The organism is Salinifilum ghardaiensis, from assembly GCF_054491345.1.
On the sequence record NZ_CM137101.1, the window covers coordinates 4,749,499 to 4,775,764 of the forward strand.

The following is a 26,266-nucleotide window of genomic DNA, read 5'->3' on the forward strand; positions in this document are numbered from 1 at the left end:
CCCGCAGTGGACGGTTCCGCGCGCGGGCCCGCACCGTCAGCTGCGGCGCGTGCGCTTGGTCTTGCGCGGCGGCGGGAGCGCCCCCTCCGCGCGGAGCTTGGCCGTGTGCTCGGCCAGCGCGTCCACCAGGGCGCCCACCTGGGCCAACTCCGGCCGCACGTCGACGCGCAGCCCGAACTCCTTGGCCGTTTCCGCCGTGTGCGGCCCGATGCACGCCACGAGCGTGCGCGCGTGCGGCTTGCCGGCGATGCCGACCAGGTTGCGCACCGTGGACGAGGAGGTGAAGCACACCGCGTCGAAGCCACCGGTCTTGATCATCTCGCGGGTCTCCGCCGGCGGCGGCGCGGCCCGCACCGTGCGGTAGGCGGTGACGTCGTCGACCTCCCAGCCCTGCTCCTGCAGACCGGCCGAGAGCGTCTCCGTGGCGATGTCCGCCCGCGGCAGCAGCACGCGGTTGACCGGGTCGAGCACGTCGTCGTGCGGCGGGAAGTCCTGCAGCAGCCCCTCGCTGGACTGGTCGCCGGAGGGCAGCAGCTCGGGGGTGATGCCGAACGAGCGGATCTTCTCCGCGGTGGCCTCGCCGACGCAGGCGACCTTCACACCGGAGAACGCGCGCGCGTCCAGACCGAACTCGGCGAACTTCTCCAGCACGGCGCGCACCGCGTTGGCCGAGGTGAACACCACCCACTGGTAGCGGCCGTCCACCAGCCCCTTGACGGCGCGCTCCATCTGCGCCGGGCTGCGCGGCGGCTCCACCGAGATCGTCGGCACCTCGTGCGAGACGGCACCGTGCGTCCACAGCCGCTCGCTCATCGCGCCGGCCTGCTCCTTGGTCCGCGGCACGAGCACCTTCCAGCCGTACAGCGCGCGGGACTCCCACCAGGACAGACCGCTGCGCTGGCCGGCCATCTCGCCGATCGTCACCACCAGCTGGCCCTGCAGCTCGCCCGCGTCGGCGGCCATCGACGCCAGCGTCGTGTCGATCGTGCGCTGCTGCACGCTCGTGCCCGAGGAGGTCACGGCCACCGGCGACTGCGCGGGGCGGCCGTGCTCGATCAGCGCCGAGGACGCCTCGGCCAGGTGGCTGCCGGTGGTGTGCAGCACGAGCGCGCCGGGAACCCCGGCCAGCGCCGCCCAGTCCACGTCACCGCGCACTTCGACCTCGGTGTGCACCGCGCCGAGCGCGACACCCGCGTAGGCGGGCACCGCGATGCCGGTGGACACACCCGGGATCACGTCGAACGGCGCTTCGGTCTTGGCGGTCTCGCGGACCTCGCGGACCACCGCGTCGGCGGTCAGCGGATCCCCCGCGACGAGCCGGACGACGGGTCGTCCGGTCAGCGCTTCGTTGGCCAGGTCCTTGGCCACGTCCGCCGATTCCCCCACGGCCGGGCGCACTTCCGCGCCCTCGGCGGCGTATCCCACGATGTCAGCGGGCACGTCCGGGTCCGTGACCACCAGCGAAGCGCGGCTGATCGCGTCCCGGGCCCGAACCGTGAGCAATCCCGCATCCCCGGGACCGGACCCCACGAAGGCGATCCGCCCGGGCGTACTGCCTGCACGCGTCATCAAGGCACTCTCCATCAACTACTGCCCGGGACCGCTCAACTGAGCGTCCCTGGCTTCGAGCAGCTCGCCGGCCAGGTCTCGGCCGAGCTGCTCGGCTGCGGTCGTCTCTCCGGTGACGGAGGCGCGGACCAACACGTCGTCGTCGGTCGCCACCACTCCGCGCACGAACAGCCGCTGCACCTCGCGGCCGTCGTCGTCGAAGTCCTCCACCACCTCGGCCAGCGCGCCCACCGGCGCACTGCACCCCGCTTCGAGCGCGGCCAGCAGGGCGCGCTCGGCGGACGCGGCGGCACGACTGGCCGCATCGTCCAGCACGGACTGCAGAAGGTGCTCGGTATCCACATCGTCAACGCGGCACTCCACCGCCAACGCCCCCTGCGCGGGCGCCGGCAGCATCCGCTGCGGATCGAGCGTTTCGGTGATCACCTCGAGGCGGCCCGTTCGGGCCAGCCCGGCGCGGGCGAGCACGACGGCGTCCACCTGGCCGTCGCCCACCTTGCGCATCCGGGTGTCCACATTGCCGCGGATGTCCCGCACTTCCAGTCCCAGGCCCAGGGCCCGGAGCTGACTGGCGCGGCGCGGCGATCCGGTGCCCACGACGGAGCCCGGGGGCAGTTCGCCGAGCGCCAAACCGTCCCGCCCGATCCACGCGTCCCGCGGGTCCTCGCGCTCGGGCACGGCTGCCAGGGACAGCCGCGGGTCCGGTTCGGTCGGCAGGTCCTTGAAGGAGTGCACCGCCACGTCCACCTCACCGGCGGCCAGCGCCTCGCGCAACGCGGAGGTGAACACCCCGACGCCGATCTCGGAGACCGGGCGGGAGTCCTGGTCGCCCGCGGTGGAGACGGTGACGAGCTGGGTCGTGTAGCCGGCCCGCTCCAGCGCCTCGGCCACCCAGCCGGTCTGCGCCATGGCCAGCGCACTGCTGCGGGTGCCGATCCGGAGGATGTTCGTCAACGGTCCTCACCGTCCTGCTGGGGCAGATCCCGCGCTCGACCGGCCCGGGACACGCTGGTCCGGCCCTCGGTCTCCGGGCTGGCTGCGGCCTTGGTGGACGCGATCGCCGCGGTGGTCTGCGAGTCGAGTTCGAACAGTTCGCGCAACGCGTCGGCGTAGCCGCTGCCGCCGGGGGACGAGGCGAGCTGCTTGACCCGCACCGTCGGCGTGTGCAGGAGCTTGTCCACCACGCGGCGGACGGTGCGGCTGATCTCGCCGCGCACGTCCTCGTCCAGCTCGGGCAGCCGCGAGTCCAGCCGCACGAGCTCGGAGTCGACGACTTCGGCGGCTCGCTTGCGCAGCGCCGTCACCGTCGGTGTGACCTCGGCGGAGCGCTGCTCGGCCAAGTAGTTGCGCACTTCCTCGGCGACGACGGCCTCGGCGCGCTCGGTTCCGGTGCCGCCCTCCCCGGCCAGGCGCTCGCGGAGGGTCTCCAGGTCCACCACCGAGACACCGGGCAGCTCGGCGGCGGCCGGTGCGGTGTCCCGCGGCAGTCCGAGGTCGCAGAGGACGAGCGGGGCGGGCCCGCCCGCCGCGTCCACCGCGCGCTCGGCCACGGCCGAGGCGGCCACGTCCTCGGTGACCACGGCGCCCACCGCCCCGGTGCAGGTGACCACGAGGTCGGCACCGGCGATCGCGCCGGAGAGCTCGTCGAGCCCGGTGACCCGCGCCGGCACGCCCTCCGACTCCAGCGACTCGGCGAGGCGCCGGCCGTTCTCCGCCGTGCGGTTGGCGATCACCACGTCGCCGATGCCCGCGCGACGCAGCGCCGCCGCGGCGAGTCCGCCCATCGCGCCGGCACCGACGAGCAGGGCGCTGCGGCCCGCGACCCCGTCCAGTGCGCGGTCGGCATCGGCCAGGGCTTCGGAGACGACCGAGGCCCCGGCGGTGTCGATGTCGGTTTCCGCGTGCACGCGCTTGCCCACGCGCAGCGCCCGCTGGGCCAGCTCGTGCAGCGTCTTGCCGACGGTGCCGAGCTCGTCCGCGGTGGCGTAGGACTGGCGCAGCTGGCCGAGGATCTGCGCCTCGCCGACGACCATCGAGTCCAGCCCGGAGGCGACGTTGAACAGGTGCTCCACGGCAGCGCCCGCGTAGAGCACGTACAGCTCGTCGGCGAGCTCGGCGACCTCGGCGCCCGCGTGCCGCGCGAGCACGGAGCTGATCTCGTCCAGACCGCCGTGGAAGGTCTCCGCCACGGCGTAGACCTCCACGCGGTTGCACGTGGACACGACGAACACCTCGCCCAGCTGCGGGCAGCTCAGCAGCTCGTCGAGCACCTTGCCGAGGTCGTCGGCGCCGATGGCGACCCGCTCGAGCGTGCGCACGGCCGCACTGTTGTGCGAGATACCGACGGCGAGCAGGTTCATGACTAGACCACCATCCCGGAAACCGGATCGGACGCGAACGGATCACGGCCCGGTGCCCTCGCGCCGCCGGCCGTGCTGGCATCGACAGGGCCGCCTGCCGCGCCGCTGGCTGCCCCGCCTGCCGCGGCGCCGTTGGCGGAGGCGTCCGGACCGCTCCCGCCCGCGGCAGCGGGCGCCGCGAACGGCTCGGCCCCCTCCGCAGGGGCGGGGCCGTCCGGAGAAGCGGGGGAACCGTCGACCGCGGCGACCTCGGCCCCCTCCTGCTGCCGCCGCGCCATGTGGAACGACAGGATCTGCATCTCCACCGCCAGGTCGACCTTGCGCACCTCGACGTTCTCCGGGACCTGGAGAACGACCGGGGCGAAGTTCAGAATGCAGGTCACGCCACCGGCCACGAGACGGTCGCACACCTCCTGCGCCCCCTGCGCGGGAGTGGCGATCACGCCGATGGTGATGCCGCGCTCGGTGCACGCCCCGGGGATCTCGTCGACGTGCTGCACGGCGAGGCCACCGACCGGCACACCGATGAGGTCCTCGTCGAGGTCGAACAGGGCCGACACGGGGAACCCGCGCCCGGGGAAGCCGGGGTAGTTCGCCAGCGCGTGGCCCAGGTTGCCGATGCCGACCACGGCGACGCTGTGGCTGCGGGTCAGGCCGAGGGTGCGTTCGATCTGCCCGATGAGCACCGCGATCTCGTAGCCGACGCCGCGCGTGCCGTAGGAGCCGATGTAGGACAGGTCCTTGCGCAGCTTCGCCGAGTTGACCCCGGCCGCGGAGGCGAGCGCCTCGCTGGAGACCGTGCTGACCTCCTGGGCGCGCATCTCGGAGAGCACGCGCAGGTACACGGCGAGCCTCGCGACGGCGGCCTCCGGGATGACCTTGGCGCGCTGCGCCTCGGACTCCTCCGGCGCGGCGGACCGGCCAGTCGGGACGTCGGCCGCGGTTCGCTCGGCACCGTCCGGCGAGTCCCGGCCCTGCCCGGATTCCGCGTGCCCCGACTTTGGGTGCGCCGTCACGCTGGCTCTCCTCTTGCTGCTCGTTCGCCTGTCCGTACCCGGTGCGCACCGCGGCCTGCGCGATCCGCACGGGCAGTGGTGAGGTTCTCCCGCCGGACGACTTCCGCACCGGGGCGGTCGCGAGCACTGGCCTTCCGCGTTCGACCCTTCCGCGTTCGGTGTCCCGATGACGCGCCTGCCCCACGGTACCGAACTTGTGAACGCGGGAACAAAGTCACAGGACCACCGTCACAGGGTCACCCGGACGGCCGTGCGAACCTCCGCGCACATCATCGCTGATCGCCCCCCGACGTGCCAAAACGCGTGGTATGCGGCACGCGGGCGGCCCGGCGCGCCCCTCCCGGGCGCGGCCCGGCGGGAGGGCGACCGGACGGACGAACCGGCACGAATCACACCCCGGCCGCGTGCAGCGCGGCGCGGAACCGCTCCGGCTCGACCTTCCAGAAGCCGTGCTCGACTTCGTCGATCAGCACCACGGGCACGCGGTCGCCGTACTCGGCGCGCAGCTCCCGGTCGGCGTCCACGTCGCGCACTTCGCAGGCGACGTCGAGCTCGGCGCAGATCGCGCGGGCGTCGGCGACCGCGGTCTCGCACGCGGGGCAGTGCTCGCGCACGAGCACGCTGACCTGAGGCATGCACCCACCCTCCCGAAGTGAAAATTTCTTCCGCCCACGGTAGCGCCCGCCCGGACCGTGATCATGCCCACCACGTGCGAAGAATCACCCGGAACCCGCTCGCCGGCCACGCCCGCGCCCGAGATCGACACGGCGCGCCACTATCTACTTCCGAGTAACAACACGTATGCTGCATCACCCAACACGCGCTCCCCGCGCCTGTCGGGCCGATGCGCAGGAAGAAGTCGCGCGGTCCGCACAACCACCACGGCAGGAGGTCGGCATGGGCAGCACGCACACGCTCACACCGCCCGCTTCGCGCTCAGCACTCGACGCCCCCGCCACCGCGCCCGCGACCGCCACCGCACCGGTGCGGACCGACGCCGGAACCCGAACCGGCACCGCGCCCGGAGCCGCCCCCGGCCCCGGCGGGACCGGCGACTCCTGGGCGTACGTCGACGCCGCGCAGAACGGGGACAACGACGCGTTCGGCCGCCTGTACGACGAGTACGCCCAGCTGGTGTACCGCTACGTGCTGTTCCGGGTCAGCGACCACTGCCTCGCCGAGGACATCACCAGCGAGACCTTCCTGCGCGCGCTGCGCCGCATCGCCTCCATCAGCTACCAGGGGCGGGACGTCGCCGCGTGGTTCATCACGATCGCCAAGAACCTCATCCTCGACCACGCCAAGTCCAGCCGGGCGCGGCTGGAGGTGCCCACCTCGGATCCCGCCGACTCGCCCGCGGCCGCGCGGGGACACCAGCAGCTCGACCCCGAGCACCAGGTGCTCGCCGAGGTCACCCACCGCGAGCTGTGGCACTGCGTGCGGCGGCTCAACTCCGACCAGCGCGAGTGCATCCGGCTGCGCTTCATCACGGGCCTGTCGGTCACCGAGACCGCGCTGGCCATGCACCGCAACGAGGGCGCGATCAAAGCCCTCCAGCACCGGGCGGTGCGCAGGCTGGCCCAGCTGCTCTCCGCGGAACACCCGTGAGCGCCGCTGCGGGGAGCGCCCCTGCTGCGAGCCCTGCTGGGCGAACCCCGCCGCGCGAGCACCCGCACCGGCGCAGGCGTTACCGCCGGTCACCGCCCGTTGCGGAGAGCTGTCCCACCCAGTTCACCCGGCAGCCCACCGCGGTTTGAGGACAGGTCTTAGGCTAGGGGTCCGCCGAATCGGGCCAAGGTGATGTCCGCGGCCCATCCGGAACAACCTCAGCAGGCAGGTATCGGCGCGCAGGCCGCGGGAACGGGCCGCGCGGGCGCGACCGGTGCCGCACGCATCACCCCGGGGAGGCGCGGCGGTGCCCACACGTCACGGCGGAGCCGGCGACGCGGACCACGGCGACGAACGCATGTCCGGCCCCGGCACCCACGCAGCGCCGGAGGTCGACGAGGCGGCTCCCGACGTCGCGGACGAGGCGCACGCCGAACCGGCCGCGGTGCTCGACGCGGCCGCGGTGCTCGACGCACCGGAGCACCACGTGCGCACCCTCGCCGGCCCCGGCGGAACCGCGGCGAACGGCACCCGGCAGCACAGCGCCCGGCAGGTCGGGGCGGGTCAGGACGACACCGTGGACACGGCCAAGCTGGCCGGCCGGGCCTCGGCCGAAGCCGCCGAGACCGCCACCGACCGGGCCGACACCACCCCGCCCGACCTCACCGCCGGGGCGTTCTTCGACGTGGACAACACGATGATGATGGGCGCCTCGCTGTTCCACTTCGCCCGCGGGCTCGCCGCCCGCAAGTTCTTCACCGCCTCCGACCTGGCCGGGTTCGCCTGGAAGCAGCTCAAGTTCCGCGTCGGCGGCCGCGAGAGCGCCGAGACCATGCAGAGCAGCCAGGAGCAGGCGCTGTCCTTCGTCGCCGGCCGCGAGGTGGCCGAGCTCATCGCGCTCAGCGAGGAGATCTACGACGAGCTCATGGCCGACCGCATCTGGGCCGGCACCCGCGCCCTGGCGCAGCGGCACATCGACGCCGGGCAGCGCGTCTGGCTGGTCACCGCGACCCCGGTCGAGCTGGCGCAGATCATCGCCCGCCGGCTCGGGCTCACCGGCGCGCTCGGCACCGTCGCCGAGAACGCCAACGGCGTCTACACCGGCCGGCTCGTCGGCGAGATGCTGCACGGCCGCGCGAAGGCGCACGCGGTGCGCGCGCTGGCCGCCAGCGACGGGCTCGACCTGCGCCGCTGCACCGCCTACTCGGACTCCAGCAACGACGTGCCCATGCTCTCCGTCGTCGGCAACGCCGTGGCCGTCAACCCCGACCAGCGGCTCCGCGAGATCGCCCGGGCCCGCGGGTGGAGCGTGCGGGACTTCCGCACCGGGCGCAAGGCCGCGCGCATCGGCGTGCACTCCGCGCTCGGCGCCGGCGCGGTGGCCGGTGCGGTCGCGGCCGGGCTCCGCTACAAGCGCCGCGACATCGGGCTCTAACCGAGGAAGACGTTCTCCCGCCGGGAGAGCAGGCGGTACAGCGTCTGCTGGATGGACTCGCGGACCTGGTCCGCCAGGTTGAACACGAGCATCGGGTCGTCCGCCGCGCCCTCCGGGTACGAGGCCGTCTGCACCGGCTCGGCGAACTCGATCGACCACTTCGTCGGCAGCGGCACCGCCCCCAGCGGGCCGAGCAGCGGGAACTGCGGGGTGACCGGGAAGTACGGCAATCCCAGCAGCCGCGCCAGCGGCCGGACGTCGGCCAGCTTGGGGTAGGTCTCCTCGGCGCCGACGATCGCGCACGGGATGATCGGAGCGCCGGTGCGCAGCGCCGCGGCCACGAACCCGCCCCGGCCGAACCGCTGCAGCTTGTAGCGGTCCTTGAACGGCTTGCCGATGCCCTTGAACCCCTCCGGCCACACGGCGACGACCTCCCCGCCGGTGAGCAGCCGCTCCGCGTCGGGCTGGCACGCCAGGGTGTGCCCGACGCGCCGGGCCGCCGCCCCCACCACCGGCAGGCGGAACACGAGGTCGGCGCCGAGCATGCGCACGTCGCGCCGCGCCGGGTGGTCGTCGTGCAGCGCCACCGAGGTCATCAGCGCGTCCCAGGGCAGCGTGCCCGAGTGGTTCGCGACCACCAGTCCCGCCCCGTCGTGCGGGACGTTGTCCACGCCGGAGGTCTCCACCCGGAACCACTTCTCGTACAGCGGCCGCAGCGCCGGGTACAGCACCCGGTCGGCGAGTTCGCGGTCGAAGCCGAACTCGTCGACCTCGTAGTCGCCGAGCAGGCGCCGCCGCGCGAAGGCCAGCGCGTCGGCGACCGCGTCCTCCCACCCGCTCGGCGCACCGCCGTCCTCCGCGCCGGAGTCGCCACCGGGCCGCCGCGCGGCCTCCGCGGGCGGGGCGGACCGCCCGTCCGCCGCTCCGCTCCCGGAGCGCTCGCCGCGCCCGTGCAGCGGGATGACGCGTGCATCGCCCATCGCGGTCACCCTTCCCTCGTGTCGGTCGCCCGGATGCCGGTCGTGCGGGGGCTGGCCGACCGGTCGCCGCCCGCCCGGCCCCCGGCCACCCGGGACAGCGCGGCGCCGAGGGCGCGCTCGACCCAGCGCACCTGGTCGTCGTCGACCAGCCGCCGCAGTTCGCGGCCGCGGACGTAGTCGTCGAAGGCCTCCCCGGTGCCCCACCGCGGGGTGTACCCGAAGTGCTCGCGCAGCCGGGTCGTGTCCACCACGCGGCCGAAGGCCAGGTAGCGCAGCTGCTCGGAGTCGAAGCCGGGGTTGGCCCCGCGCAGCAGCGTGTGCAGCGCGGGCACGGCCGTGCGCGGCACCGGGACGGCCACCCGCCCCGCGCGCTGGATCGCCTGGGAGAGCATGAGCACGCCCCGCCCCGCGACGTTGAACACGCCCGGCAGGTCGGCCAGCGCGGCGCGCTGCAGCACCGCCACGGCGTCGTCGGAGTGCAGCAGCTGCAGCCGCGCGTCGTAGCCGCACACCACGGGCACCACGGGCTGGGCGAAGTACCGGGGCAGCGTCGCGTCCACGCGCGGCCCGATCACGTCGGTGAACCGCAGCGTGCTGATCGCCACGTCGGGGCGGCGGCGAGCGAAGCCCCGCACGTAGCCCTCGATCTCCACCGCGTCCTTGGCGTAGCCGGACGAGGGGACGTCCTTCGGCTCCATGTCCTCGGTGAACACGGCCGGGTCGCGCGGGCTGATGCCGTAGACCGCGGCCGTGGAGCGCAGCACGAGCTTGCGCAGCCGCGGTGCCTGCTGGCAGGCGGCCAGCAGCTGCATCGTGCCGAGCACGTTCATCTCCTTGGACGCGGACCGCGCGCTGCCCGCGTGCTGGGTGTTCAGCGCCGTGTGCACCACCGTGTCCACGTCGTGGCGCTCGATGACCTGCGCGATCGCCGGATTGCGGATGTCGGCGCGGACGAACTCGGTGCGCCCCATGCGGCGGGCCATGTCCCGGCTCGGCCGTTCGCTGTCGACACCGACGACGCGGTCGACAGCGGGTTCGGCCGCCAGCCGGGCGGCGACGTGCCCGCCCAGGAACCGGCTCACACCGGTGACCAGTACCACGTTCGGCGCCATGCCTCCCCCGCGGTGCTCGGCGGCAAGGGACCGGCCGCCAGCGACGCGGCCGTGCCACCGAGCCTACGGCCTCGGCCGCGCGGCCGGAACGCACCTGCGCGGCGCGTCGACCCCGCGCTGCCCGGCGCTCCGGCGCCGAGCGGATCCGGCGCCGGGGCGACCGTCTCAGCCGGCGTTGTAGTACGCGTTCTCCAAGTACGCGTGCACGTCCTGCTCCGCCACCCGGAAGGACCGCCCCACCCGAGCGGCGGGCAGCTCACCGGCGTGCACCAGGCGGTACACGGTCATCTTGGACACCCGCATCACCTTGGCGACCTCGGCCACGGTCAGGAACCGGACCTCGCCGATCGGTGGTGGGCTCGGATCGGAGTTGGCAGACATGGTTCACCGTGCCCTTCGGCACGTGCCGCGCCGCCGGCTTCCCCTCCGGCGGAACCTCACGCACGTGCTCTTCCGAGAGTAGCGGGACAGGTGGGATGCCTGCGATGTGCGAGCGGGCCGCTCAGGCCGAGTCGTCCTCCGCCCGGTGGGCCCGCCCCAGCGCGACCGAGCGGTCCCGGGCCGCTTCGACCGCGTCCACCAACGCGGCCCGCACGCCGTTGCGGTCCAGCTCGCGCAGTCCCGCGATCGTCGTGCCGGCCGGCGAGCTCACCCCCTCGCGCAGCGAGGCCGGGTGCGCCCCCTCCGCGCGCAGCATCTCCGCCGAGCCCGCTGCGGTCTGCACCACGAGCTCGGCCGCGGTGGACCGCGGGAGCCCCATGGCCACGCCGCCCTCGATGAGCGCCTCGACGACGTAGAAGAAGTAGGCCGGACCGGAGCCGGAGACGGCGGTCACCGCGTCGAGCTGCTCCTCCGGGACGTGCACCACCCGCCCCACGCTGCCGAGCAGTTCGTCGACGAGGTCCAGGTGGGTCTTGTCCACGTGCGCACCCGCGGCCACGGCGCTCATCGCCGTGCTCACCAGCATCGGGGTGTTCGGCATGACCCGCACGACCGGCGTGCCCGCCGGCAGGCGCCCCTCGAACAGCGAGAGCGGCAGGCCGGCGCACATGGAGACGACGAGCGTGCCCTCCGGCACGGAGCCGAGCTCGGCCAGCACCGGTTCCACGTCCTGCGGCTTGACCGCGATCACCAGGACGTCGGCCGCGCGCACCGCATCGGCGACCTCCACCGGCGCGATGCCGTAGCGCTCGGTGAGCTCGGCGGCCCGGTCGGGGTAGCGCTCGGTGAACATCAGCGCGCCGGTCCCGTGGCCCGCGGCGAGCAGGCCGGACAGCAGCGACTCACCGATCTTCCCGGCTCCCAGCACGGCGATCGTCGTCATGCGCTCAGGGTGCCAGACCCTCCCGCGCGCCCCCGAACCACCCGAGCACCGCCCGGACCGTCTGCGCAGGGAGGAAGGGGGCGCGCGGCGCTGGCGGGGAACGCGCACCCGCCGCGCTGCTGCCCGTTCCGCCGACCGGGCGCAGGAGCTTATTGTGACCCCCGGCACAAACCAGGCGGTCGGTTCCGCCGCTCCGGACGAACCGACCGACCACCTGCCCGAGGTCCGAGCTCCCGCCATCCGAGCACCCGATCACGAAGGAGTGCCGCTCGATGCTCAGCACGATGCAGGACAGCCCGCTGACGATCCCGCACATCCTGCGCCACGGCACCGGCCCGCACGGGGCCGCGGAGCTCGTGACCTGGACCGCGGACGGACCGCGGCGCACCGACTACGCGAACGCGGGCCGCCGGGCGGCCCAGCTGGCCCACGCGCTGCGCGAGCTCGGCGTCGAGCGGGACACGCGCGTGGCCACGTTCCAGTGGAACAACGCCGAGCACCTGGAGGCCTACTTCGCCGTGCCGAGCATCGGCGCGGTGCTGCACACGCTGAACATCCGCCTGCACCCGGAGGAGATCGCGCACATCGCCAACCACGCCGAGGACCACGTCGTCATCGCCGACGGCACCCTGGTCCCGCTGCTGCAACCGGTGCTGCCGGAGCTGAAGACCGTGCGCCACGTCGTCGTCACCGGCGGCGGCGCGGACTCGCTCGAGGCCCCGCGGGGCGTGCAGGTGCACGACTACGAGGCGGTGCTCAACGGGCGGCCGGAGACCTACGCCTGGCCCGAGCTGGACGAGCGCTCCGCCGCGGCGATGTGCTACACGTCCGGCACGACGGGCGAGCCCAAGGGCGTGGTCTACTCGCACCGCTCGATCTACCTGCACTCGATGCAGGCGTGCATGTCCGACGCCACGGCGATCGGCCCGGGCGATCGCTCACTGGCGATCGTGCCCATGTTCCACGCCATGTGCTGGGGGCTGCCGTACGCCGCGCTGCTCGTCGGCGCCTCGCTGGTCATGCCGGACCGGTTCCTGCAGCCGGACGCGCTGCTGAACATGATCGAGACCGAGCGTCCGACGCTGGCCGCGGCGGTGCCGACGATCTGGACCGGCGTGCTGCAGCAGCTGGACGGGGGCGACCGCGACATCTCCTCGCTGCGCGAGGTCCTCGTCGGCGGCGCCGCCTGCCCCGAATCGCTCATGCGCGCCTTCGAGGAGCGCCACGGCGTGCGCGTGCTGCAGGGCTGGGGCATGACCGAGACCTCGCCGCTGGGCAGCGTCGCGCGGGCGCCGGCGGGCACCACGGGCGAGCAGTACTGGGCCTACCGCACCTCGCAGGGCCGCTTCCCGGCGAGCGTGCACGCGCGCGTGGTCGACGCCGCGGGCGACGAGCTGCCGCGGGACGGGCGCAGCGTCGGCGAGCTCGAGGTGAGCGGGCCGTGGATCACCGGTAGCTACTACGGCGCGGAGCGCTCCGGGACCTTCGACGACGGCTGGCTGCGCACCGGCGACGTCGGGCACATCTCCCCGGACGGGTACCTGCGGCTGACCGACCGGGCCAAGGACGTCATCAAGTCCGGTGGCGAGTGGATCTCCTCGGTGGAGCTGGAGAACGCGGTCATGGACCACCCCGCGGTGGCCGAGGCCGTGGTCATCGGGGTGCCGGACGCGCGGTGGAGCGAGCGCCCGCTGGTGGCCGTGGTCCTGCGCGAAGGCGAGCGGACCGGTGCCGAGGAGCTGCAGGAGCTCCTGGCCGAACGCCTGCCGCGCTGGCAGGTGCCGGAGCGCTGGACTTTCGTCGCCGAGGCGCCGAAGACGAGCGTGGGCAAGTTCGACAAGAAGCGCCTGCGGCAGCAGCACGCGGACGGGCTGCTCGACGTGGCGCACCTCGGGAAGTAGCCGCCCACGACCGGGGCTGCGGTCAGGCGGCGATGGCGAGCTGCCGCGCCTGGCACACGACGCGTCCGGCGGAGTCGACGACGAGCACGTCCTCGTCGAACCAACCGCCGTGCACGGCTCTGCTCTCCACCGCCAGCCGCAGCCACCCGCTCGCCGGGCGGTGCCGCAGCAGCGCGGTCAGCTGCACCGTGGGCGACCAGCCCACGTGGCCGAGGTTGTAGGTCACCGGGATCGTCATGTCCCCGGCGCAGAGCGCGAAGAACAGGTCCGGGACCTCGTGCCGGGGGCGGACCCACAGCCGCAGGCGCGGCGGCGCGGACTCACCCCGCAGGAAACCCGCGCCGACCGGGTCGAGCCGCAGGTCGCAGCCCCGGGAGAGGCCGGCGAAGGCGCTCTTCGGCGCGGTGGCCGCGTCGAGGGCCGTCTCCGGCGGGTCCGCGGGCATGTCGGGGATGTCCGTCCAGGCCGGTTCCTCCTCGGGGAGCTCGCCGAGGGTGACGGTGGCGTCCACGCAGGTGCGCCCGCTCTGCTCCAGCACGACGCGCCGCGTGGTGATCGTGCGGCCCTCCTTGAGGGTCTCGGTGCGCAGCAGCACGGGGCCGATCTGCGCCACCCGCAGGTAGTTGGCGCTGATCGCCACGGGCGGCAGGTCGGTGCCGGAGCATCCCGCGCGGGCGAGCAGGGCGAGGAGGTAGCCGCCGTGCGGTTTGCCGCCGACCACCCAGTCCGGGTGCAGGTGGGTGGTGAAGTCACCGCCGCCGAGCTCGCGGATGGCGGTGGCGGCGGAGAACGCCGCGGAGAGCCCTTCGGGTTCGGGCGGTGCGGAGTCGTTCACGGGGTTGCCACCTCCCCGCCACGGAAACGTGGCGCCGTCGACGCTGCCCCGGACCGGAGAGCCGCCCGCGCGAGCGGGGCGATCCGCCGCACCGCGCTGGACCGCGAAGCCGGCTCGGGGCTGATCCACACCGCATTCTATGCGCCGACACCCGAGGAGTTGATCTTGAGGGGCGTGGCGCTCGTCTCTTGAACGAGACCGATTCGCGTTCAGTCCTGCACCGGCTTCAGGTGCAACCGGGCGAACAGCAAGGACTCGGACAGCAACGCGGCCCGCTGCTGCGCCGTCTTCGCCTTGCGCGTGTTCACCTCGAGCACCACGGAACCGCCGAACCCGTCAGCGGCCAGCTTCGCGCACACCTCCGCGCACGGCTGCGTCCCCTTCCCCGGGACGAGGTGCTCGTCCCGGGCCACGCCGGTGCCGTCCGCGAGGTGCACGTGCGCCAGCCGCCCCCGCATCCGGTCGAGCAGCCCGAACGTGTCCGCCTCCGCCGCGGCCGCGTGCGAGAGGTCCAGCGTGTAGTTGCGGTAGCCCACCTCGGTGGGGTCCGGCGAGGGGGCGAACGCCGACAACCCGTTCGAGCGGTTCCCGCGGCGGCGCAGCCCCTGCGGCGGGCGCAGCGGGAACATGTTCTCCACTGCGAGCGCGATCCCGCTGGTCTCCTCCAGTTCCGCCACGAGGTCGTCGAAGCGCTCCGCGTAGCGCCGCTGCCACCGGAACGGCGGGTGGACGATCACCGTGCCCGCACCGAGTTCACTGGCCGCGACCACCGCGCGGCGCAGCCGCTCCTCCGGATCAGCCGACCACACGCGCTGCGTGATGAGCAGGCACGGGGCGTGCACCGCGAGGATCGGGACCCCGTACTGCTCGGAGAGCCGCCGCAGCGCCTCCACGTCCTGGCTCACGGCGTCCGCCCACACCATCACCTCGACCCCGTCGAACCCGAGGTCCGCGGCGAACTCGAACGCGGCGCGCGCGGGCTGCGGCCACACGGACGCGGTGGACAGCCCGACCGGGATGTGATCGGTCACCGGTAGGCGCGAAGAATCCGACTGGTGCGCTGTCATGTCCTGCCAAGCATGCCGCAAGCCCGCCGCGCGGTCGCACGGCGGTGTCCGCTCGCACCCCGTTGGACTGGTCCTGGCAGCAGCCCTACAGGCTGATCAGGAGCAGGGCTGCCGGTGAGACCGTGCAGACCAGCCCCACCAGCACCGCCAGCAGGACGGACTGCAGGTCGTCGGTGCGCAGGACCTTCCGCGCCACCAGCACGAGGCAACCGGTGACCACCAGCGCCGCGACCAGGGCCGCGGGCGCGAAGGCCAGCCACAGCCACCGGAACCCGACCCACACCAGGCCGCCGAGCAGCAGCCCGACCACGGCCTGCCCGGCGAACGCGAGCCACTCGCGGCGGCCGGAAGCGGGCTCGGCCCCGTCCTCGTCCTCGGCGTAGTCCTGCGCGGCCATGCCCGCGGGCAGTTCGGGATCGTACTCGTCGTCGAGGTCGTCGTAGCCGGAGTACTCCTCGTCGAGCGCCGCGTAGTCGTCGTAGTCGGAGTAGTCGTAGCCCGCGCCGCGCGGGTCGCTCCCGGCGTCCGGGCGGCCCGCCTCGTCGGCGTGGGCCGCCTCGCCCAGGTAGGTCGCCTCGTCGGCGTAGTCGTCCTGCTCGGCCCCGCGGGCCGCGCCCTGACCGGCGGGCAGGGCCGCACCGCTCGCGGCGGGCGGCAGCACCGCCGTGCCGCCCTCGGGCGGCTGGACCCCCGTCACCGGCGGGAACTGCTCCGTCGCGCCCTCGACCACGCGCGGCTCCGCCTCCGGAGCCGCGGACCCGGCAGCTCCCGCGGGGGGCTGCGGAGCGGGGGGTTGCGGAGCGGGGGGTTGCGGAGCGGACGCCTGCGCGAGAGGGGGAGCGGCGGGCGGCACGCCCTGCTGCTGCGTCGCCTCCGGGTCGCCGCTCGGCGACCCGACCTGGCCGACCTGCTGGGGGCGGGCACCGCCCTGCTCGGCACGGGCGTCCGCAGCGGGCTGCTGCCCCTCCGGTGGCGCCGCCTCCGGCTGCCCCACCGGCGCGATCATCCGGTTGGTGTCCTCGTTGGACGGGAACTCCGCGGGGGCCTGGGCCTCAGCGGGTGCCTGCTCCTGCCGCGCCTGCGACTTCTTGCCGGACAACCGGCGGGCCCAGTAGTTGGCCTTGCCGGACTTGCCCGACTGCTTGCCGGCGCGACCGGACTGCTCCTGGGCACCGGACGGAGCCTGACCGGCGGGCGGATGCGCCTGCGCTGCCGGTCCGCCGTCCGCGGGGGCTTCCGGAGCGCCTCCCTCCTGGGCAGCCCCCTCCTGGGCGGGGGCGTCCGGAGCGGGGGCGTCCGGAGCGGGGGTGTCCGGGGCGGGAGCGCCCGCCTCGGCCTGCGCGGAGGCCTCACCCGCATCCGCGTCCGGTTCCTCGTCCGACCGCGCCCGGTGGCCGCGGCGCTGCGGCTCGTCCTGCTCCGGGTCGATCGGGCGCATCTTGCCGCTGTCCGAGAGGACGCGGTCGATGATCGCCTGCGGCGCGGTCTCGGTCGGGTCCTCGGCACGGCGCCGGCGCCGTCGGGAGCTACCGCGTTCCCCACCGCCTCCGCCGTCCGGGCTGTTGCCGTACTCCGCCAACAGCTCCGCAACGGTGCGCTGGGTAGGTTGTTCCGCCCCGCTGTCCCGGTTCATCGCATTCACCGTGCCCCGTGCTGAGCCTTCCGTCCACCGGTCGACCACGTGCCGCGCCAGTGCCGCGACACGTCCCGACGCGGGATGCGCACCCCGAGCCCGCGGCAGGACGACCGGAGGAGCGCTCGCGGTCCACCCGCACGCGCCCCCGGCCCACCGCTGCACCGCCGGTGCTGCCGCTGGCGGGAGTGCACCTGGACAAGTTACCGCCCGCGACCGGGGATTCGGGGCAGGTGGTCACATTCCGACACGCCGGGGCGGGGCCGCACCCCGACCGCCCCTGCTGAGCACACCCCCGCAGCGGGGAATCGACGCAGCTCAGCGGAACCGGCCACCCCTGCCGGGCGGTGTTCGCGCTCCGTGTTACGCGGGCAATCTCACGTCTCGAACTTGTACCCCAAGCCACGCACGGTGATCAAGTAGCGCGGTTCCGCCGGGTTCTCCTCGAGCTTGGCGCGCAGGCGCTTCACGTGGACGTCGAGCGTCTTCGTGTCACCGACGTAGTCAGCGCCCCACACGCGGTCGATCAGCTGCGCCCGGGTGAGCACGCGGCCGGTGTTGCGCAGCAGGTACTCCAGCAGGTCGAACTCCTTCAGCGGCAGCGTGACCTCCTCGCCGGAGACCGTCACCACGTGCCGCTCCACGTCCATCCGGACCGGACCGCCGACCAGGACCTGCTGCTCGGGGTCCTCCACCTCGCCGCGCCTGCGCAGCACGGCGCGCACCCGGGCGATGAGCTCCCGGGAGGAGTACGGCTTGGTCACGTAGTCGTCCGCGCCGAGCTCGAGACCGAGCACCTTGTCGATCTCCGCGTCCCGCGCGGTCACCATGATCACCGGAACGGCGGAGCGCTGCCGCAGCTGCTTGCACACGTCCGTGCCGCTCATCCCCGGCAGCATCAGGTCCAGCAGCACGATGTCCGCGCCGCTGCGGTCGAACTCCTCGAGCGCCTCGGAACCATCCGTGGCGACCGCCGCGGTGAACCCCTCCTTGCGGAGCATGTAGGCCAGTGGGTCGCTGAAGGACTCCTCGTCCTCCACGATCAACACCCTGGTCACCGAACTCCTCCTGTATTCGCCGTCGTGACCTGATCGGTCCTGTCGGACTCGTCCGCCGGCTGCGCGGCGGTCGGCTGCGCCGCGGCCGCCGACTGGGCACCGGTCTCCCACGACACGCCGCCGCCCGAACCGGAACGCGGCGCCCCCGCGCCGTGCTGCGGCACGCGCAGGGTGAACGTGGAGCCCGTTCCGGGCTGGCTCCACAACCGGACCTCGCCGCCGTGGTTGGCCGCGACGTGCTTGACGATCGCCAGCCCCAGACCCGTTCCGCCGGTCGCGCGCGACCGGGCCGGGTCGACGCGGAAGAAGCGCTCGAACACGCGCCCCTGGTTCTCCGGCGAGATGCCGATGCCGCGGTCGGTCACCGCGATCTCCACGTAGCCCTCGGTCAGGCGACGGCTGACGGAGACCGGGGTGGCTTCCGGGGAGTAGGAGATCGCGTTGTCGATGAGGTTGCTCAGCGCGGTGACCAGCAGGGTGCGGTCCCCGTCGAGCAGGTACCCGCTGGGCTGGTCCGCGTGGACCTCGACGCCGGCGGACCCGGCGGCGATCCCGCTGCGCTCGAGCGCCTCGTCCACCACCGCGTCCACGTCCACGGTGGTGAGCTCGGGCAGCGCCTCGGCGCCCTGCAGCCGGGACAGCGAGATGAGCTCGGACACGAGCGTGCCCAGGCGGTTGGACTCGTGGCGGATCTTCTCCGCGAAGTGCTGGACGGCCTCCGGGTCGTCGGAGGCGTCGAGCACCGCGTCGGCCAGCACGCTCATCCCCCCGACCGGGGTCTTGAGCTCGTGGCTGACGTTGGCGACGAAGTCGCGGCGCGTGGCCTCCAGGCGCACGGCCTCCGACTCGTCCGCCGCGTCGATGACGGTGAACTCGTCGCCGATGCTGCGCACCTCACCGAGCACGGAGGCCGGATCCCGCCCGGAGGAGACCACTCCGCGGCGCGGCGGGGTCAGGTCCGCGGACACGCGTTCGCCGGTTTCCCGCGCCTGCTCGGCGGCTCGCTGCGCCCGCGGGTCGGCCTGCTGGCTGCGCAGCAGCCCGAGTTCGTCAGCACGGGGGTTGTGCAGCACCACGTCGCCGAACCGGTTGAGGATCACGATCCCGTCGTCGCTCGTGTGCACGAGGCGTTGGAGGAGCTCCGCGACGGTCGGTCCGTCCGATGCGCGCCGCCGGTGGCGGTGCACGAGGCTGGTAGCAACTATTCCGCCGACCGCGCCGAGCACCAACGCGGCCACGATCAGGGCGGTCGAGCCCAATGCGGTCACGTCCGCATCGTAAGCAAGGGGCCACCGGGCAAGGCCACCCCGCGAGGCCCATCCGTGACACCCGTGACACGTGAACGGGCGGATTTCACCCGTTCGTTACCAGTCGATCAACTGCTGATCGGGTGGATTTCGACGCAGGAGCACCGCCATCACCCGAACGAGCAATCAAGTGTTCACCGCGGGACGGCCGCGGGGCGCCCTCGCGAACCGAGGACGCCCCGCCGATGAACGCAGCGTGTCCGGCCGCGGGATCAGCGGCCCTGCTTCGCCACCGCGGCGGCGGCCTCCTGCGCCGCCTCCGGGTCGAGGTAGGTCCCGCCCGGGTTGGTGGGTGCCAGCTGCTCGTCCAGGTCGTAGCGCAGCGGGATCCCCGTGGGGATGTTCAACCCGGAGATCTCCTCGTCCGAGATGCCGTCGAGGTGCTTGACCAGCGCCCGCAGCGAATTGCCGTGCGCGGCGAGCAGCACGGTGCGCCCGGCGCGCAGGTCGGGCACGATCGCCTGCTCCCAGTACGGCACCAGCCGGGCCACGACGTCCTTGAGGCACTCGGTCCGCGGCATGTCCGATCCGAGGTCGGCGTAACGCGGGTCGCCCTCCTGGCTGTACTCGTCGCCGGGGTCGATCTCCGGCGGCGGCGTGTCGTAGGAACGGCGCCAGAGCATGAACTGCTCCTCACCGTGGGTCTCGGCGACCTGCTTCTTGTTCTTGCCCTGCAGCGCGCCGTAGTGGCGCTCGTTGAGCCGCCAGTCCCGGCGCACCGGGATCCAGTGCCGGTCGGCCGCGTCCAGCGCGATGTTCGCCGTCGAGATCGCGCGCCGCAGCAGCGACGTGTGCACCACGTCCGGCAGGACGCCGGTCTCGGCCAGCAGCTCGCCGCCGCGGCGGACCTCGCTCTCCCCCTTCTCCGACAGCGGAACGTCGACCCACCCGGTGAACAGGTTCTCCGCGTTCCACGTGCTTTCGCCGTGCCTGAGCAGCACCACAGTCCCAGTCATACAACCAGGCTAATGGTTGAGCGGTGACCGCTCGGCCCCGCGCGGTCACGTCCGCGCGCGCCGGGCCGCGCCCCCGGCCGGGAGGTGCCGGTCGGGGGTTGCGCGCCGCGGCGCCCGCATGCGCGGGCGCGCCCTGCTCGCGAACGCGGTCCGGCAGCGCCGAAGGCCCGGCGGGAGGAACCGCCGCACGGGTGCCCCCGGACGAGCGCCCGGCGGCTGCGTCCCGCTACTGCAGCGCGGCGTCGAGGTCGATCTCCACGCCCTTGAGGGCCCCCGAGACGGGGCAGATCTCCTTCGCCTGCTGCGCGGTCCGCTGGAACCCGGACTCGTCGACGCCGGGAACGGAGGCGCGCACGCGGAGGGTGATGCCGGTGATGGCGAACCCGTCGCCGCTCGGCCCGAAACCGACCTCCGCGCTGGTGTCGAGCCGCTCGGGCGGGGTGCCCGCGGAGGTGAGCAGCCCCGACAGCTGCATGGAGAAGCACGAGGAGTGCGCCGCGGCGATGAGCTCCTCCGGGCTGGTGCGACCGTTCGGCTCCTCGCTTCGCGATGCCCAGGTGACGGGGAAATCACCGGTGCCGGACGAGACGAGGCTGACGCTGCCGGAACCGTCGGCGAGGGCGCCGCGCCATTCGGTCCTGGCGGTGCGGGTCGTGGCCATCACGCTCCTCCTTGTCTGCGGACGCGCCTCGGAGGTGCCTGCCTGCGGACGTGCACCTCCGGGGGCGTGCCCGTCCGGACGGCACGCGCCCGGACGGGCACGCCGGTGCTCGGACGGCTTCACCATGCCAGCCGCTGCGCGCGTGCGCCGAAGAACGCGCGGGGTTGCGCACGTCATCGGACGGTTACCCGATCACTGTGCGTTCGTGACAGCGGTGTGCCCGACATCACTTCTGCTGACAAAAAGCCGGTCACGCGATTGCTCTGTGTTACATTTCCAGTCAAACATCACACGAACGGAGTAATATGCCGGCCTTGTGGCTGGCTTCGGACTCTGCGAAGTTGGCAGAGCTCTCCTTGATCGGCTCCCACGCACTCCCCGGTCTTGCGAGAGTTCAGTGCGGTTCGTTCTCCCCCAACGGACCGCGCCCCGCCCGGCTTGAGCGCGGACCGCGTGCGAGTCGGCACGGCGGGACATGTTCGCGGGGCGGTTCGAGCTCGCGACTCCCCCCTCTCTCCCGAGCCGCCCCGCGGTCACCGCCCGCTCGGCGGGACCGGCACCGACGGGGCGCCCGCCCCGCGCACCCCGTCCCGCGCCCGCTGCGCCGGGTGCCGGCGCAGCACCTCAGCCGGAGTCCTCCGCAGGCGGCAGCGCCCCCTCGCGCTCCACCAGGTGCTGGAACGGGCGCAGGTTCGCCAGCGACTCGCCCCGCGCCTCGCGCCAACCCCACTCGCGCCGGATCGCCGTGCGGAACCCCAGCTCCAGCAGCGTGTTGAAATCGCCGTCGGCGGCCTCCAGGACCTGACCGAGCAGCCGGTCCAGCTCCTCCGGCTCCACGGACCGCCGGCCGAGCCGCCCCACGAGGTAGACGTCGCCGTCGCCGTCGATCGTGTAGTGCACCCCGTACAACCGGGCGTTGCGCCGCAGCAGGAACCGGTAGACCTCCTCGTGGGCCTCGTCCGGCCGGCGGCACACGAAGGCCTCGATCACCAGGGCGTGCCCGTCGAGCACCACCCAGCAGTTCGTCTGCAGCTTCTTCGTGCCCGGCAACGTGACGAAGAACCGCCCCCGCCCGTGCACGCGGTAGTCCAATTCGCTGTCGACCAGCGCGGACTCCACGACCGCAGCCGCATCGCCCGGAACCGCCGCTCCGGCGGCGTCCTCCTCGCCACCGGAGCCCGTCGCAGAACTCACGCCGTCACCTCCTGAACACGCAGTCGCGCGTGGAACGCCCACTTGGCCCGGGCGTAAGTGTCCACCAACGCGTCCGTGGTGCGCTCCCAGGAGAACCTCTCCGCGTGCGCGGTCGTCGCCGAGGCCAACCGCCGCCGGTACTCGGGCGCCGTGGTCACCTCGGCCAGGGCCGCGGCCCAGCGCCGGGTGTCGTGGCCGTCCACGAGCAGCCCCGACTCCCCGTGCGGGACGGCCACCGGCAGCCCGCCCACCGCGGCGGCCACGACCGGCGTCCCGCACGCCTGGGCCTCCAGGGCCACGAGCCCGAAGGACTCGTTGTAGCTCGGCACGGTGATCACGTCCGCCGCCCGGTACACCTGCGGTAAGGCCTCCTGCTGCGGCGGGAGGAACCGCACCACGTCGGTGATGTCCAGCTCCGCGGCGAGCTGCTGCAACGCCTCCGGGCGCTCCAGGCCGCTGCCCGAGGGGCCCCCCACGACGAGCACGACCAGGCGGCTGCGCAACTCGGGGTGCTGCCGCAGCAGCTCCGCCGTGGCCCGCAGCAGCACGTCCGGGGCCTTCAGCGGCTGGATCCGACCCACGAACCCGAGGATCACGGCGTCCTGGGGCAACCCCAGCTCCTCGCGGGCCGCTGCCTGGTCACCCGGGGTGAAGCGGTCCAGGTCCACCCCCGGCTGGATGGTGCGCACCCGGTCCGGTTCGGCCTCGTAGCGCTCGACGAGCTCACCGGCCTCGGCGTCCGTGTTCGCCACGAGCAGGTCGGACTCGCGCACCACCTGCTCCTCGCCGAGCACGCGGATGCGCGGTTCGGGCGCGTCCCCCTCGGCCAGGGCCGCGTTCTTCACCTTCGCCAACGTGTGCGCCGTGTGCACCAGCGGCACACCCCACCGCTCCCGCGCGAGCCAGCCGACCTGGCCGGACAGCCAGTAGTGCGAGTGCACGAGATCGAAGTAGCCGGGATCGTTGCGGGCCTCCACGCGCAGCGCGCCCGCGGCGAACGCGCACAGCTGCGAGGGCAGGTCCTCCTTGCCCAACCCCTCGAACGGACCGGCCACCACGTTGCGCACCAGCACCCCGTCGGCCAGTTCCACGACGGGAGGCACCTCCGAGGAGGTGGCGCGGGTGAAGATCTCGACCTCGGTGCCCTGCGCGGCCATGCGCTTGGCCGTCTGCGCGACGTAGACGTTCATCCCGCCCGCATCGCCCGTGCCGGGCTGCTCCAGCGGCGACGTGTGCAGGGAGAGAACAGCGACACGGCGCGGCCGGAAACGTACTGTGTTCGTGGTCATCTGCTGCCCATCGTCAGCGCGTTCGGCAGCCCGAGATCTTCGGGCGCCGTACACCCCGACACCAGCAGCGGCCGAAACATTCCCCGCGGCGGTGCTGCCTCGCGCATTCCACCCGGGCTCCACGCGCACGTGCCGAGGTGAGCGGGGCAGACGCTACCGCTCGAGCGGGGCATCACCGCACGGCCAGCGGCGGGCACGTGACCGCCCCCACACCGGGCGGTGAACCGGAGCTGTCCACCGGGTGCTCGCGCACCGCCGGAGTCCGCCCGCCGCGGGGAACCCGCTGCCGGGGTCCGGGAACGCTCCCGCGCGGCCCGCCCGGCTCGGCCTTGCCGCAGCAGTCGCCACCCGTACGATCGGGCGCGTGTCGCTGCCCCACCCGAACCGCGACCGCATCGAGATCACCGAGGTCCTGCACGCGCTGGGACACCCGGTGCGCCTGCACATCGTGCGGGTCCTGGCGGAAGGCGCGGAGATGCCCTGCGGCGCTCTGACCGCTCCCGTCTCCAAGTCGACCATGACATACCACTGGCGGGTGCTGCGCGAGGCCGGCGTGATCCACCAGCGCCACGAGGGCCGCGAGATCGTCTCGACCCTGCGCCGCGCGGACCTCGAGGCCCGCTTCCCCGGCCTGCTCGGGGCGGTGCTGCGCACCGACGCCGCGGCCTCCCCCGCGTGACGCGCCGCGCCCGCGGTCGGCGCGCCCGCCCAGCGCTGCGCTGAGCTCGGCTGCGCCGGGCTGGGCTGAGCTGGGCCGGGGCCGGGCTGAGCGCGACTGAGCTGCGGAGGAGCACGCCCGCCGCAGGTCAGCGGCGGGCATCCGGCCGGATCAGCTCTGCTTGTGCAGCGCGGACTTCGCCTGCCACTCCTCCCAGGGGATGAGCCAGTCGTAGACGTCGTAGCCGGGGGGCATGTCGCTGGCCGAACCCGTCACCTCCACCGGGTCCCCGATCATCGCCGACTGGTAGTACTCCTGGGCGTTTCCGGAGGTCAGGTTGACGCATCCGTGCGAGTTGTTCGTGTTGCCGATCGCGGCCGCGTTCCCGTCGTGCCCGTGGATGAACTCGCCGTGGTTGGAGAACCGCACGGCCCACGGGTACGGCTCGTTGAAGTAGCCGTACTCCGGATTGGTCATGTACTGCACCCGCACGCGCGCCATCACGATGTAGGTCCCGTTCATGGTGCGCCGGCCCGGGTCGAACTCGGCGCCGAAGGCAGCGGGATAGGTCGCCACCGGCTCCCCGTCGCGCTCCACGACGATCTGGTGGCTCTGCACGTCGGCCTTGACGATCTGCTGCCGCCCGACGTCGAACTCGACTCCCGTGTTGTCCTCGCCGAACGCCCCGCCGCCGAACGCGACGCCGCGCAGGTTCGCCTCCACCTGCACGTGCGTGTGCGCGGGCCAGTACTCCTTCGGGCGCCAGTGCACCTTCTCGTCGGTGAGCCACGCCCACGAGCCCTCCACCGGCCGGGACGGCTGCACCTCCAGCGCGCGCTCGACGGCGGCCTTGTCCTGCACGGCCTCGTCGAAGCGGATGCTGATCGGCATCCCCACGCCGACCTCCTGGCCGTCGGTGGGGCTGATCGTCGCACCGATGGTGCTCTCCGGGGCCAGGGTGTGGAACTGCCCGCCCACGGGGGCGAGCTCGCCCTCGGAGTTGAGGGCCTTGCCCGCCCAGGTGTAGCGCACGTCGTAGTGCAACTGCTGCGAGGGGCGCCACGTGCTCTGGTCCGGGGAGAGCTTCCCCGGGATCACCGAGCCGTCCGAACCGGTCAGCGTGACGTGGTCGAGCCGGCCGTGCTGCACCTCCGCGCTGATCGGCGCGCGCGGATTGACCGCCTGCGCACCGTCTCCGGGATTGACGGACACCTGCGCGGCGGGCTGGGAGACCTCGTCACCGGACTCGCCGCACCCGGCGGCGACGGCCGCGACCGCGATGAGCCCCAGCATCGCGGTGACCGCTCGTGGAAACTGTTTCCGCCACACGACTACCGCCCTACCCACTGCTCGAATCGAACCCCGCATCCCACATGACGCCGCAAGATCTGGGGTTTCGCATGTGGATGTCGTGCGTATCGTCACCCTCGGCGGGCACCGGTTGCGCTGCTAGGACACGATCTCGGAGGCGGCGCGAACCGCTGCTCGAGCCCCATCGGCACCGGTGTCCGCACGGGTGCGCGAAGATCGACACGACGGGGGAGGACGTGAACGTGAACGAGTTGAAACATCACGCGGTCGTGACAGGCGCGAGCTCCGGGATCGGGGCTGCCACGGCACGGCGCCTGGCCTCGGAGGGATATCAGGTGACCGTCGGTGCGCGGCGAAAAGAGCGCATCGAGGACCTCGCCGCGGAGATCGGCGGCACCGCGGTTCCGCTCGACGTGACCGATGCCGAATCGGTGCAGGCCTTCGTCGACCGGATCTCCGCGTGCCACGTTCTGGTGAACAACGCCGGCGGGGCCCGGGGAACCGCCTCGATCGCCTCCGCTGACGAGGAGGAATGGCGCTGGATGTGGGAGACGAACGTGCTCGGCACGCTGCGGGTCACCAGGTCCCTGCTGCCGAAGGTGATCGCCTCCGGTTCGGGGCACGTGGTCACGGTGACGTCGGTGGCCGCGCGCGAGGTCTACGACAACGGCGGCGGTTACACCTCCGCCAAGCACGCGGAATCGGCGCTGCACCGCACCCTGCGCGGTGAGCACCTCGGCGAGCCGGTGCGGTTCACCGAGATCGCGCCGGGCCTGGTGGAAACCGAGTTCTCCGAGGCTCGCTTCGGCGGGGACACCGAACGGGCCGCCGCCGTCTACCGCGGACTGACCCCGCTGGCGGCCGAGGACGTCGCCGACGTCATCGGATTCGCCGTCACCCGCCCGGAGCACGTCAACCTCGACTTCATCGAGCTCAAGCCGCGCGATCAGCACTCGGCGGCCCGGGCGCACCGGCGGGAGTGAGCCCCCGGC

General features: G+C 73.3%; 23 protein-coding genes and 1 pseudogene. 5 read left to right on the top strand and 19 right to left on the bottom strand.

The window, feature by feature from the left end; genetic code table 11:
• Window positions 1–36 precede the first annotated feature (36 nt).
• From ACVGV0_RS21645 to ACVGV0_RS21665, 5 genes and pseudogenes are all read right to left on the bottom strand, one after another.
• Window positions 37–1,569 carry a bifunctional uroporphyrinogen-III C-methyltransferase/uroporphyrinogen-III synthase gene (locus tag ACVGV0_RS21645; RefSeq protein WP_459160092.1) on the bottom strand — a complete coding sequence of 511 codons (1,533 nt, stop codon included), beginning with the start codon at window positions 1,567–1,569 and terminating at the stop codon, window positions 37–39.
• Between the two features lie 18 nt (window positions 1,570–1,587).
• Window positions 1,588–2,523 carry a hydroxymethylbilane synthase gene (hemC, locus tag ACVGV0_RS21650; protein ID WP_459157526.1) on the bottom strand — a complete coding sequence of 312 codons (936 nt, stop codon included), beginning with the start codon at window positions 2,521–2,523 and terminating at the stop codon, window positions 1,588–1,590.
• Complete coding sequence (locus ACVGV0_RS21655; protein WP_459157527.1) at window positions 2,520–3,929, bottom strand: glutamyl-tRNA reductase; 1,410 nt, start codon at window positions 3,927–3,929, stop codon at window positions 2,520–2,522. The genes hemC and ACVGV0_RS21655 overlap by 4 nt, the downstream gene beginning before the upstream one ends.
• 200 nt (window positions 3,930–4,129) lie before the next feature.
• A pseudogene (locus ACVGV0_RS21660) lies at window positions 4,130–4,945 on the bottom strand (redox-sensing transcriptional repressor Rex); the annotation flags it as partial.
• A 389-nt stretch (window positions 4,946–5,334) separates the two neighbouring features.
• A complete protein-coding gene (locus tag ACVGV0_RS21665; RefSeq protein WP_459157528.1) occupies window positions 5,335–5,580 on the bottom strand; it encodes a glutaredoxin family protein in 246 nt (81 codons plus the stop codon).
• A gap of 262 nt (window positions 5,581–5,842) precedes the next feature.
• On the opposite strand from ACVGV0_RS21665, the gene ACVGV0_RS21670 reads away from it, so the two are divergent.
• Complete coding sequence (locus tag ACVGV0_RS21670) at window positions 5,843–6,553, top strand: sigma-70 family RNA polymerase sigma factor (RefSeq protein ID WP_459157529.1); 711 nt, start codon at window positions 5,843–5,845, stop codon at window positions 6,551–6,553.
• A 577-nt stretch (window positions 6,554–7,130) separates the two neighbouring features.
• Complete coding sequence (locus ACVGV0_RS21675; protein WP_459160093.1) at window positions 7,131–7,988, top strand: HAD family hydrolase; 858 nt, start codon at window positions 7,131–7,133, stop codon at window positions 7,986–7,988.
• Here ACVGV0_RS21675 and ACVGV0_RS21680 read toward each other — a convergent pair.
• The 4 genes from ACVGV0_RS21680 to proC form a co-directional block, all read right to left on the bottom strand.
• Window positions 7,985–8,968 carry a lysophospholipid acyltransferase family protein gene (locus tag ACVGV0_RS21680; RefSeq protein ID WP_459157530.1) on the bottom strand — a complete coding sequence of 328 codons (984 nt, stop codon included), beginning with the start codon at window positions 8,966–8,968 and terminating at the stop codon, window positions 7,985–7,987. The two genes, ACVGV0_RS21675 and ACVGV0_RS21680, sit on opposite strands and share 4 nt — an antisense overlap.
• Window positions 8,969–8,973: 5 nt before the next feature.
• Window positions 8,974–10,080 carry an NAD-dependent epimerase/dehydratase family protein gene (locus tag ACVGV0_RS21685; RefSeq protein ID WP_459157531.1) on the bottom strand — a complete coding sequence of 369 codons (1,107 nt, stop codon included), beginning with the start codon at window positions 10,078–10,080 and terminating at the stop codon, window positions 8,974–8,976.
• 165 nt (window positions 10,081–10,245) lie between these two features.
• Window positions 10,246–10,461 carry a helix-turn-helix domain-containing protein gene (locus ACVGV0_RS21690; protein WP_459157532.1) on the bottom strand — a complete coding sequence of 72 codons (216 nt, stop codon included), beginning with the start codon at window positions 10,459–10,461 and terminating at the stop codon, window positions 10,246–10,248.
• Between the two features lie 121 nt (window positions 10,462–10,582).
• The gene (gene proC, locus ACVGV0_RS21695) at window positions 10,583–11,404 is read right to left on the bottom strand and encodes a pyrroline-5-carboxylate reductase (RefSeq protein ID WP_459157533.1); all 822 of its coding nucleotides are present in this window, start codon (window positions 11,402–11,404) and stop codon (window positions 10,583–10,585) included.
• A gap of 272 nt (window positions 11,405–11,676) precedes the next feature.
• On the opposite strand from proC, the gene ACVGV0_RS21700 reads away from it, so the two are divergent.
• Entirely contained in the window at window positions 11,677–13,305 is a 1,629-nt protein-coding gene (locus tag ACVGV0_RS21700) for a fatty acid--CoA ligase (protein ID WP_459157534.1), read from the top strand.
• 22 nt (window positions 13,306–13,327) lie between these two features.
• Here ACVGV0_RS21700 and ACVGV0_RS21705 read toward each other — a convergent pair whose 3' ends face one another.
• The 9 genes from ACVGV0_RS21705 to mshA all read right to left on the bottom strand — a co-directional run bounded on the left by ACVGV0_RS21705 (window position 13,328) and on the right by mshA (window position 23,305).
• Window positions 13,328–14,140: a thioesterase family protein gene (locus ACVGV0_RS21705; RefSeq protein WP_459157535.1), complete on the bottom strand. Its 813-nt coding sequence runs from the start codon at window positions 14,138–14,140 to the stop codon at window positions 13,328–13,330.
• 209 nt (window positions 14,141–14,349) lie between these two features.
• Window positions 14,350–15,207 carry a sugar phosphate isomerase/epimerase family protein gene (locus ACVGV0_RS21710; protein ID WP_459157536.1) on the bottom strand — a complete coding sequence of 286 codons (858 nt, stop codon included), beginning with the start codon at window positions 15,205–15,207 and terminating at the stop codon, window positions 14,350–14,352.
• An 85-nt stretch (window positions 15,208–15,292) separates the two neighbouring features.
• Window positions 15,293–16,840, bottom strand: coding sequence for a DNA polymerase III subunit gamma/tau domain-containing protein (locus ACVGV0_RS21715; RefSeq protein WP_459157537.1), 1,548 nt, complete (start codon window positions 16,838–16,840; stop codon window positions 15,293–15,295).
• A gap of 377 nt (window positions 16,841–17,217) precedes the next feature.
• The gene (locus ACVGV0_RS21720) at window positions 17,218–17,898 is read right to left on the bottom strand and encodes a winged helix-turn-helix domain-containing protein (RefSeq protein WP_459157538.1); all 681 of its coding nucleotides are present in this window, start codon (window positions 17,896–17,898) and stop codon (window positions 17,218–17,220) included.
• The gene (locus ACVGV0_RS21725; protein WP_459157539.1) at window positions 17,895–19,166 is read right to left on the bottom strand and encodes a sensor histidine kinase; all 1,272 of its coding nucleotides are present in this window, start codon (window positions 19,164–19,166) and stop codon (window positions 17,895–17,897) included. The genes ACVGV0_RS21720 and ACVGV0_RS21725 overlap by 4 nt, the downstream gene beginning before the upstream one ends.
• Window positions 19,167–19,417: 251 nt before the next feature.
• On the bottom strand, window positions 19,418–20,161 hold the full coding sequence (locus ACVGV0_RS21730) for a phosphoglyceromutase (protein WP_459157540.1): 744 nt from the start codon (window positions 20,159–20,161) through the stop codon (window positions 19,418–19,420).
• A gap of 226 nt (window positions 20,162–20,387) precedes the next feature.
• Complete coding sequence (locus tag ACVGV0_RS21735) at window positions 20,388–20,822, bottom strand: OsmC family peroxiredoxin (RefSeq protein WP_459157541.1); 435 nt, start codon at window positions 20,820–20,822, stop codon at window positions 20,388–20,390.
• 624 nt (window positions 20,823–21,446) lie between these two features.
• Window positions 21,447–21,941, bottom strand: coding sequence for a type III secretion system chaperone family protein (locus ACVGV0_RS21740; protein WP_459160094.1), 495 nt, complete (start codon window positions 21,939–21,941; stop codon window positions 21,447–21,449).
• A 71-nt stretch (window positions 21,942–22,012) separates the two neighbouring features.
• On the bottom strand, window positions 22,013–23,305 hold the full coding sequence (mshA, locus tag ACVGV0_RS21745; protein WP_459157542.1) for a D-inositol-3-phosphate glycosyltransferase: 1,293 nt from the start codon (window positions 23,303–23,305) through the stop codon (window positions 22,013–22,015).
• Window positions 23,306–23,669: 364 nt separating this feature from the next.
• Here mshA and ACVGV0_RS21750 point away from each other — a divergent pair, with 364 nt between their 5' ends.
• Complete coding sequence (locus tag ACVGV0_RS21750; protein ID WP_459157543.1) at window positions 23,670–23,984, top strand: ArsR/SmtB family transcription factor; 315 nt, start codon at window positions 23,670–23,672, stop codon at window positions 23,982–23,984.
• A gap of 150 nt (window positions 23,985–24,134) precedes the next feature.
• On the opposite strand, the gene ACVGV0_RS21755 is transcribed toward ACVGV0_RS21750, so the two are convergent.
• Complete coding sequence (locus ACVGV0_RS21755) at window positions 24,135–25,256, bottom strand: L,D-transpeptidase (protein ID WP_459157544.1); 1,122 nt, start codon at window positions 25,254–25,256, stop codon at window positions 24,135–24,137.
• Between the two features lie 269 nt (window positions 25,257–25,525).
• Here ACVGV0_RS21755 and ACVGV0_RS21760 point away from each other — a divergent pair, with 269 nt between their 5' ends.
• Window positions 25,526–26,257 (top strand): SDR family NAD(P)-dependent oxidoreductase, encoded by a 732-nt coding sequence (locus ACVGV0_RS21760; RefSeq protein ID WP_459160095.1) that lies wholly within the window; start codon window positions 25,526–25,528, stop codon window positions 26,255–26,257.
• The last annotated feature ends 9 nt before the right edge of the window (window positions 26,258–26,266 follow it).

Bases quoted from the DNA above. Each gene is read 5' to 3' on its own strand.
- ACVGV0_RS21685 (WP_459157531.1), bottom strand. From the start codon at position 10,080: ATGGCGCCGAACGTGGTACTGGTCACCGGTGTGAGCCGGTTCCTGGGC.
- proC (WP_459157533.1), bottom strand. From the start codon at position 11,404: ATGACGACGATCGCCGTGCTGGGAGCCGGGAAGATCGGTGAGTCGCTG.
- ACVGV0_RS21730 (WP_459157540.1), bottom strand. From the start codon at position 20,161: ATGACTGGGACTGTGGTGCTGCTCAGGCACGGCGAAAGCACGTGGAAC.
- ACVGV0_RS21665 (WP_459157528.1), bottom strand. From the start codon at position 5,580: ATGCCTCAGGTCAGCGTGCTCGTGCGCGAGCACTGCCCCGCGTGCGAG.
- ACVGV0_RS21690 (WP_459157532.1), bottom strand. From the start codon at position 10,461: ATGTCTGCCAACTCCGATCCGAGCCCACCACCGATCGGCGAGGTCCGG.
- ACVGV0_RS21655 (WP_459157527.1), bottom strand. From the start codon at position 3,929: ATGAACCTGCTCGCCGTCGGTATCTCGCACAACAGTGCGGCCGTGCGC.
- ACVGV0_RS21715 (WP_459157537.1), bottom strand. From the start codon at position 16,840: ATGAACCGGGACAGCGGGGCGGAACAACCTACCCAGCGCACCGTTGCG.
- ACVGV0_RS21645 (WP_459160092.1), bottom strand. From the start codon at position 1,569: ATGACGCGTGCAGGCAGTACGCCCGGGCGGATCGCCTTCGTGGGGTCC.
- ACVGV0_RS21700 (WP_459157534.1), top strand. From the start codon at position 11,677: ATGCTCAGCACGATGCAGGACAGCCCGCTGACGATCCCGCACATCCTG.
- ACVGV0_RS21735 (WP_459157541.1), bottom strand. From the start codon at position 20,822: ATGGCCACGACCCGCACCGCCAGGACCGAATGGCGCGGCGCCCTCGCC.
- mshA (WP_459157542.1), bottom strand. From the start codon at position 23,305: ATGACCACGAACACAGTACGTTTCCGGCCGCGCCGTGTCGCTGTTCTC.
- ACVGV0_RS21680 (WP_459157530.1), bottom strand. From the start codon at position 8,968: ATGGGCGATGCACGCGTCATCCCGCTGCACGGGCGCGGCGAGCGCTCC.
- ACVGV0_RS21670 (WP_459157529.1), top strand. From the start codon at position 5,843: ATGGGCAGCACGCACACGCTCACACCGCCCGCTTCGCGCTCAGCACTC.
- ACVGV0_RS21710 (WP_459157536.1), bottom strand. From the start codon at position 15,207: ATGACAGCGCACCAGTCGGATTCTTCGCGCCTACCGGTGACCGATCAC.
- ACVGV0_RS21755 (WP_459157544.1), bottom strand. From the start codon at position 25,256: ATGCTGGGGCTCATCGCGGTCGCGGCCGTCGCCGCCGGGTGCGGCGAG.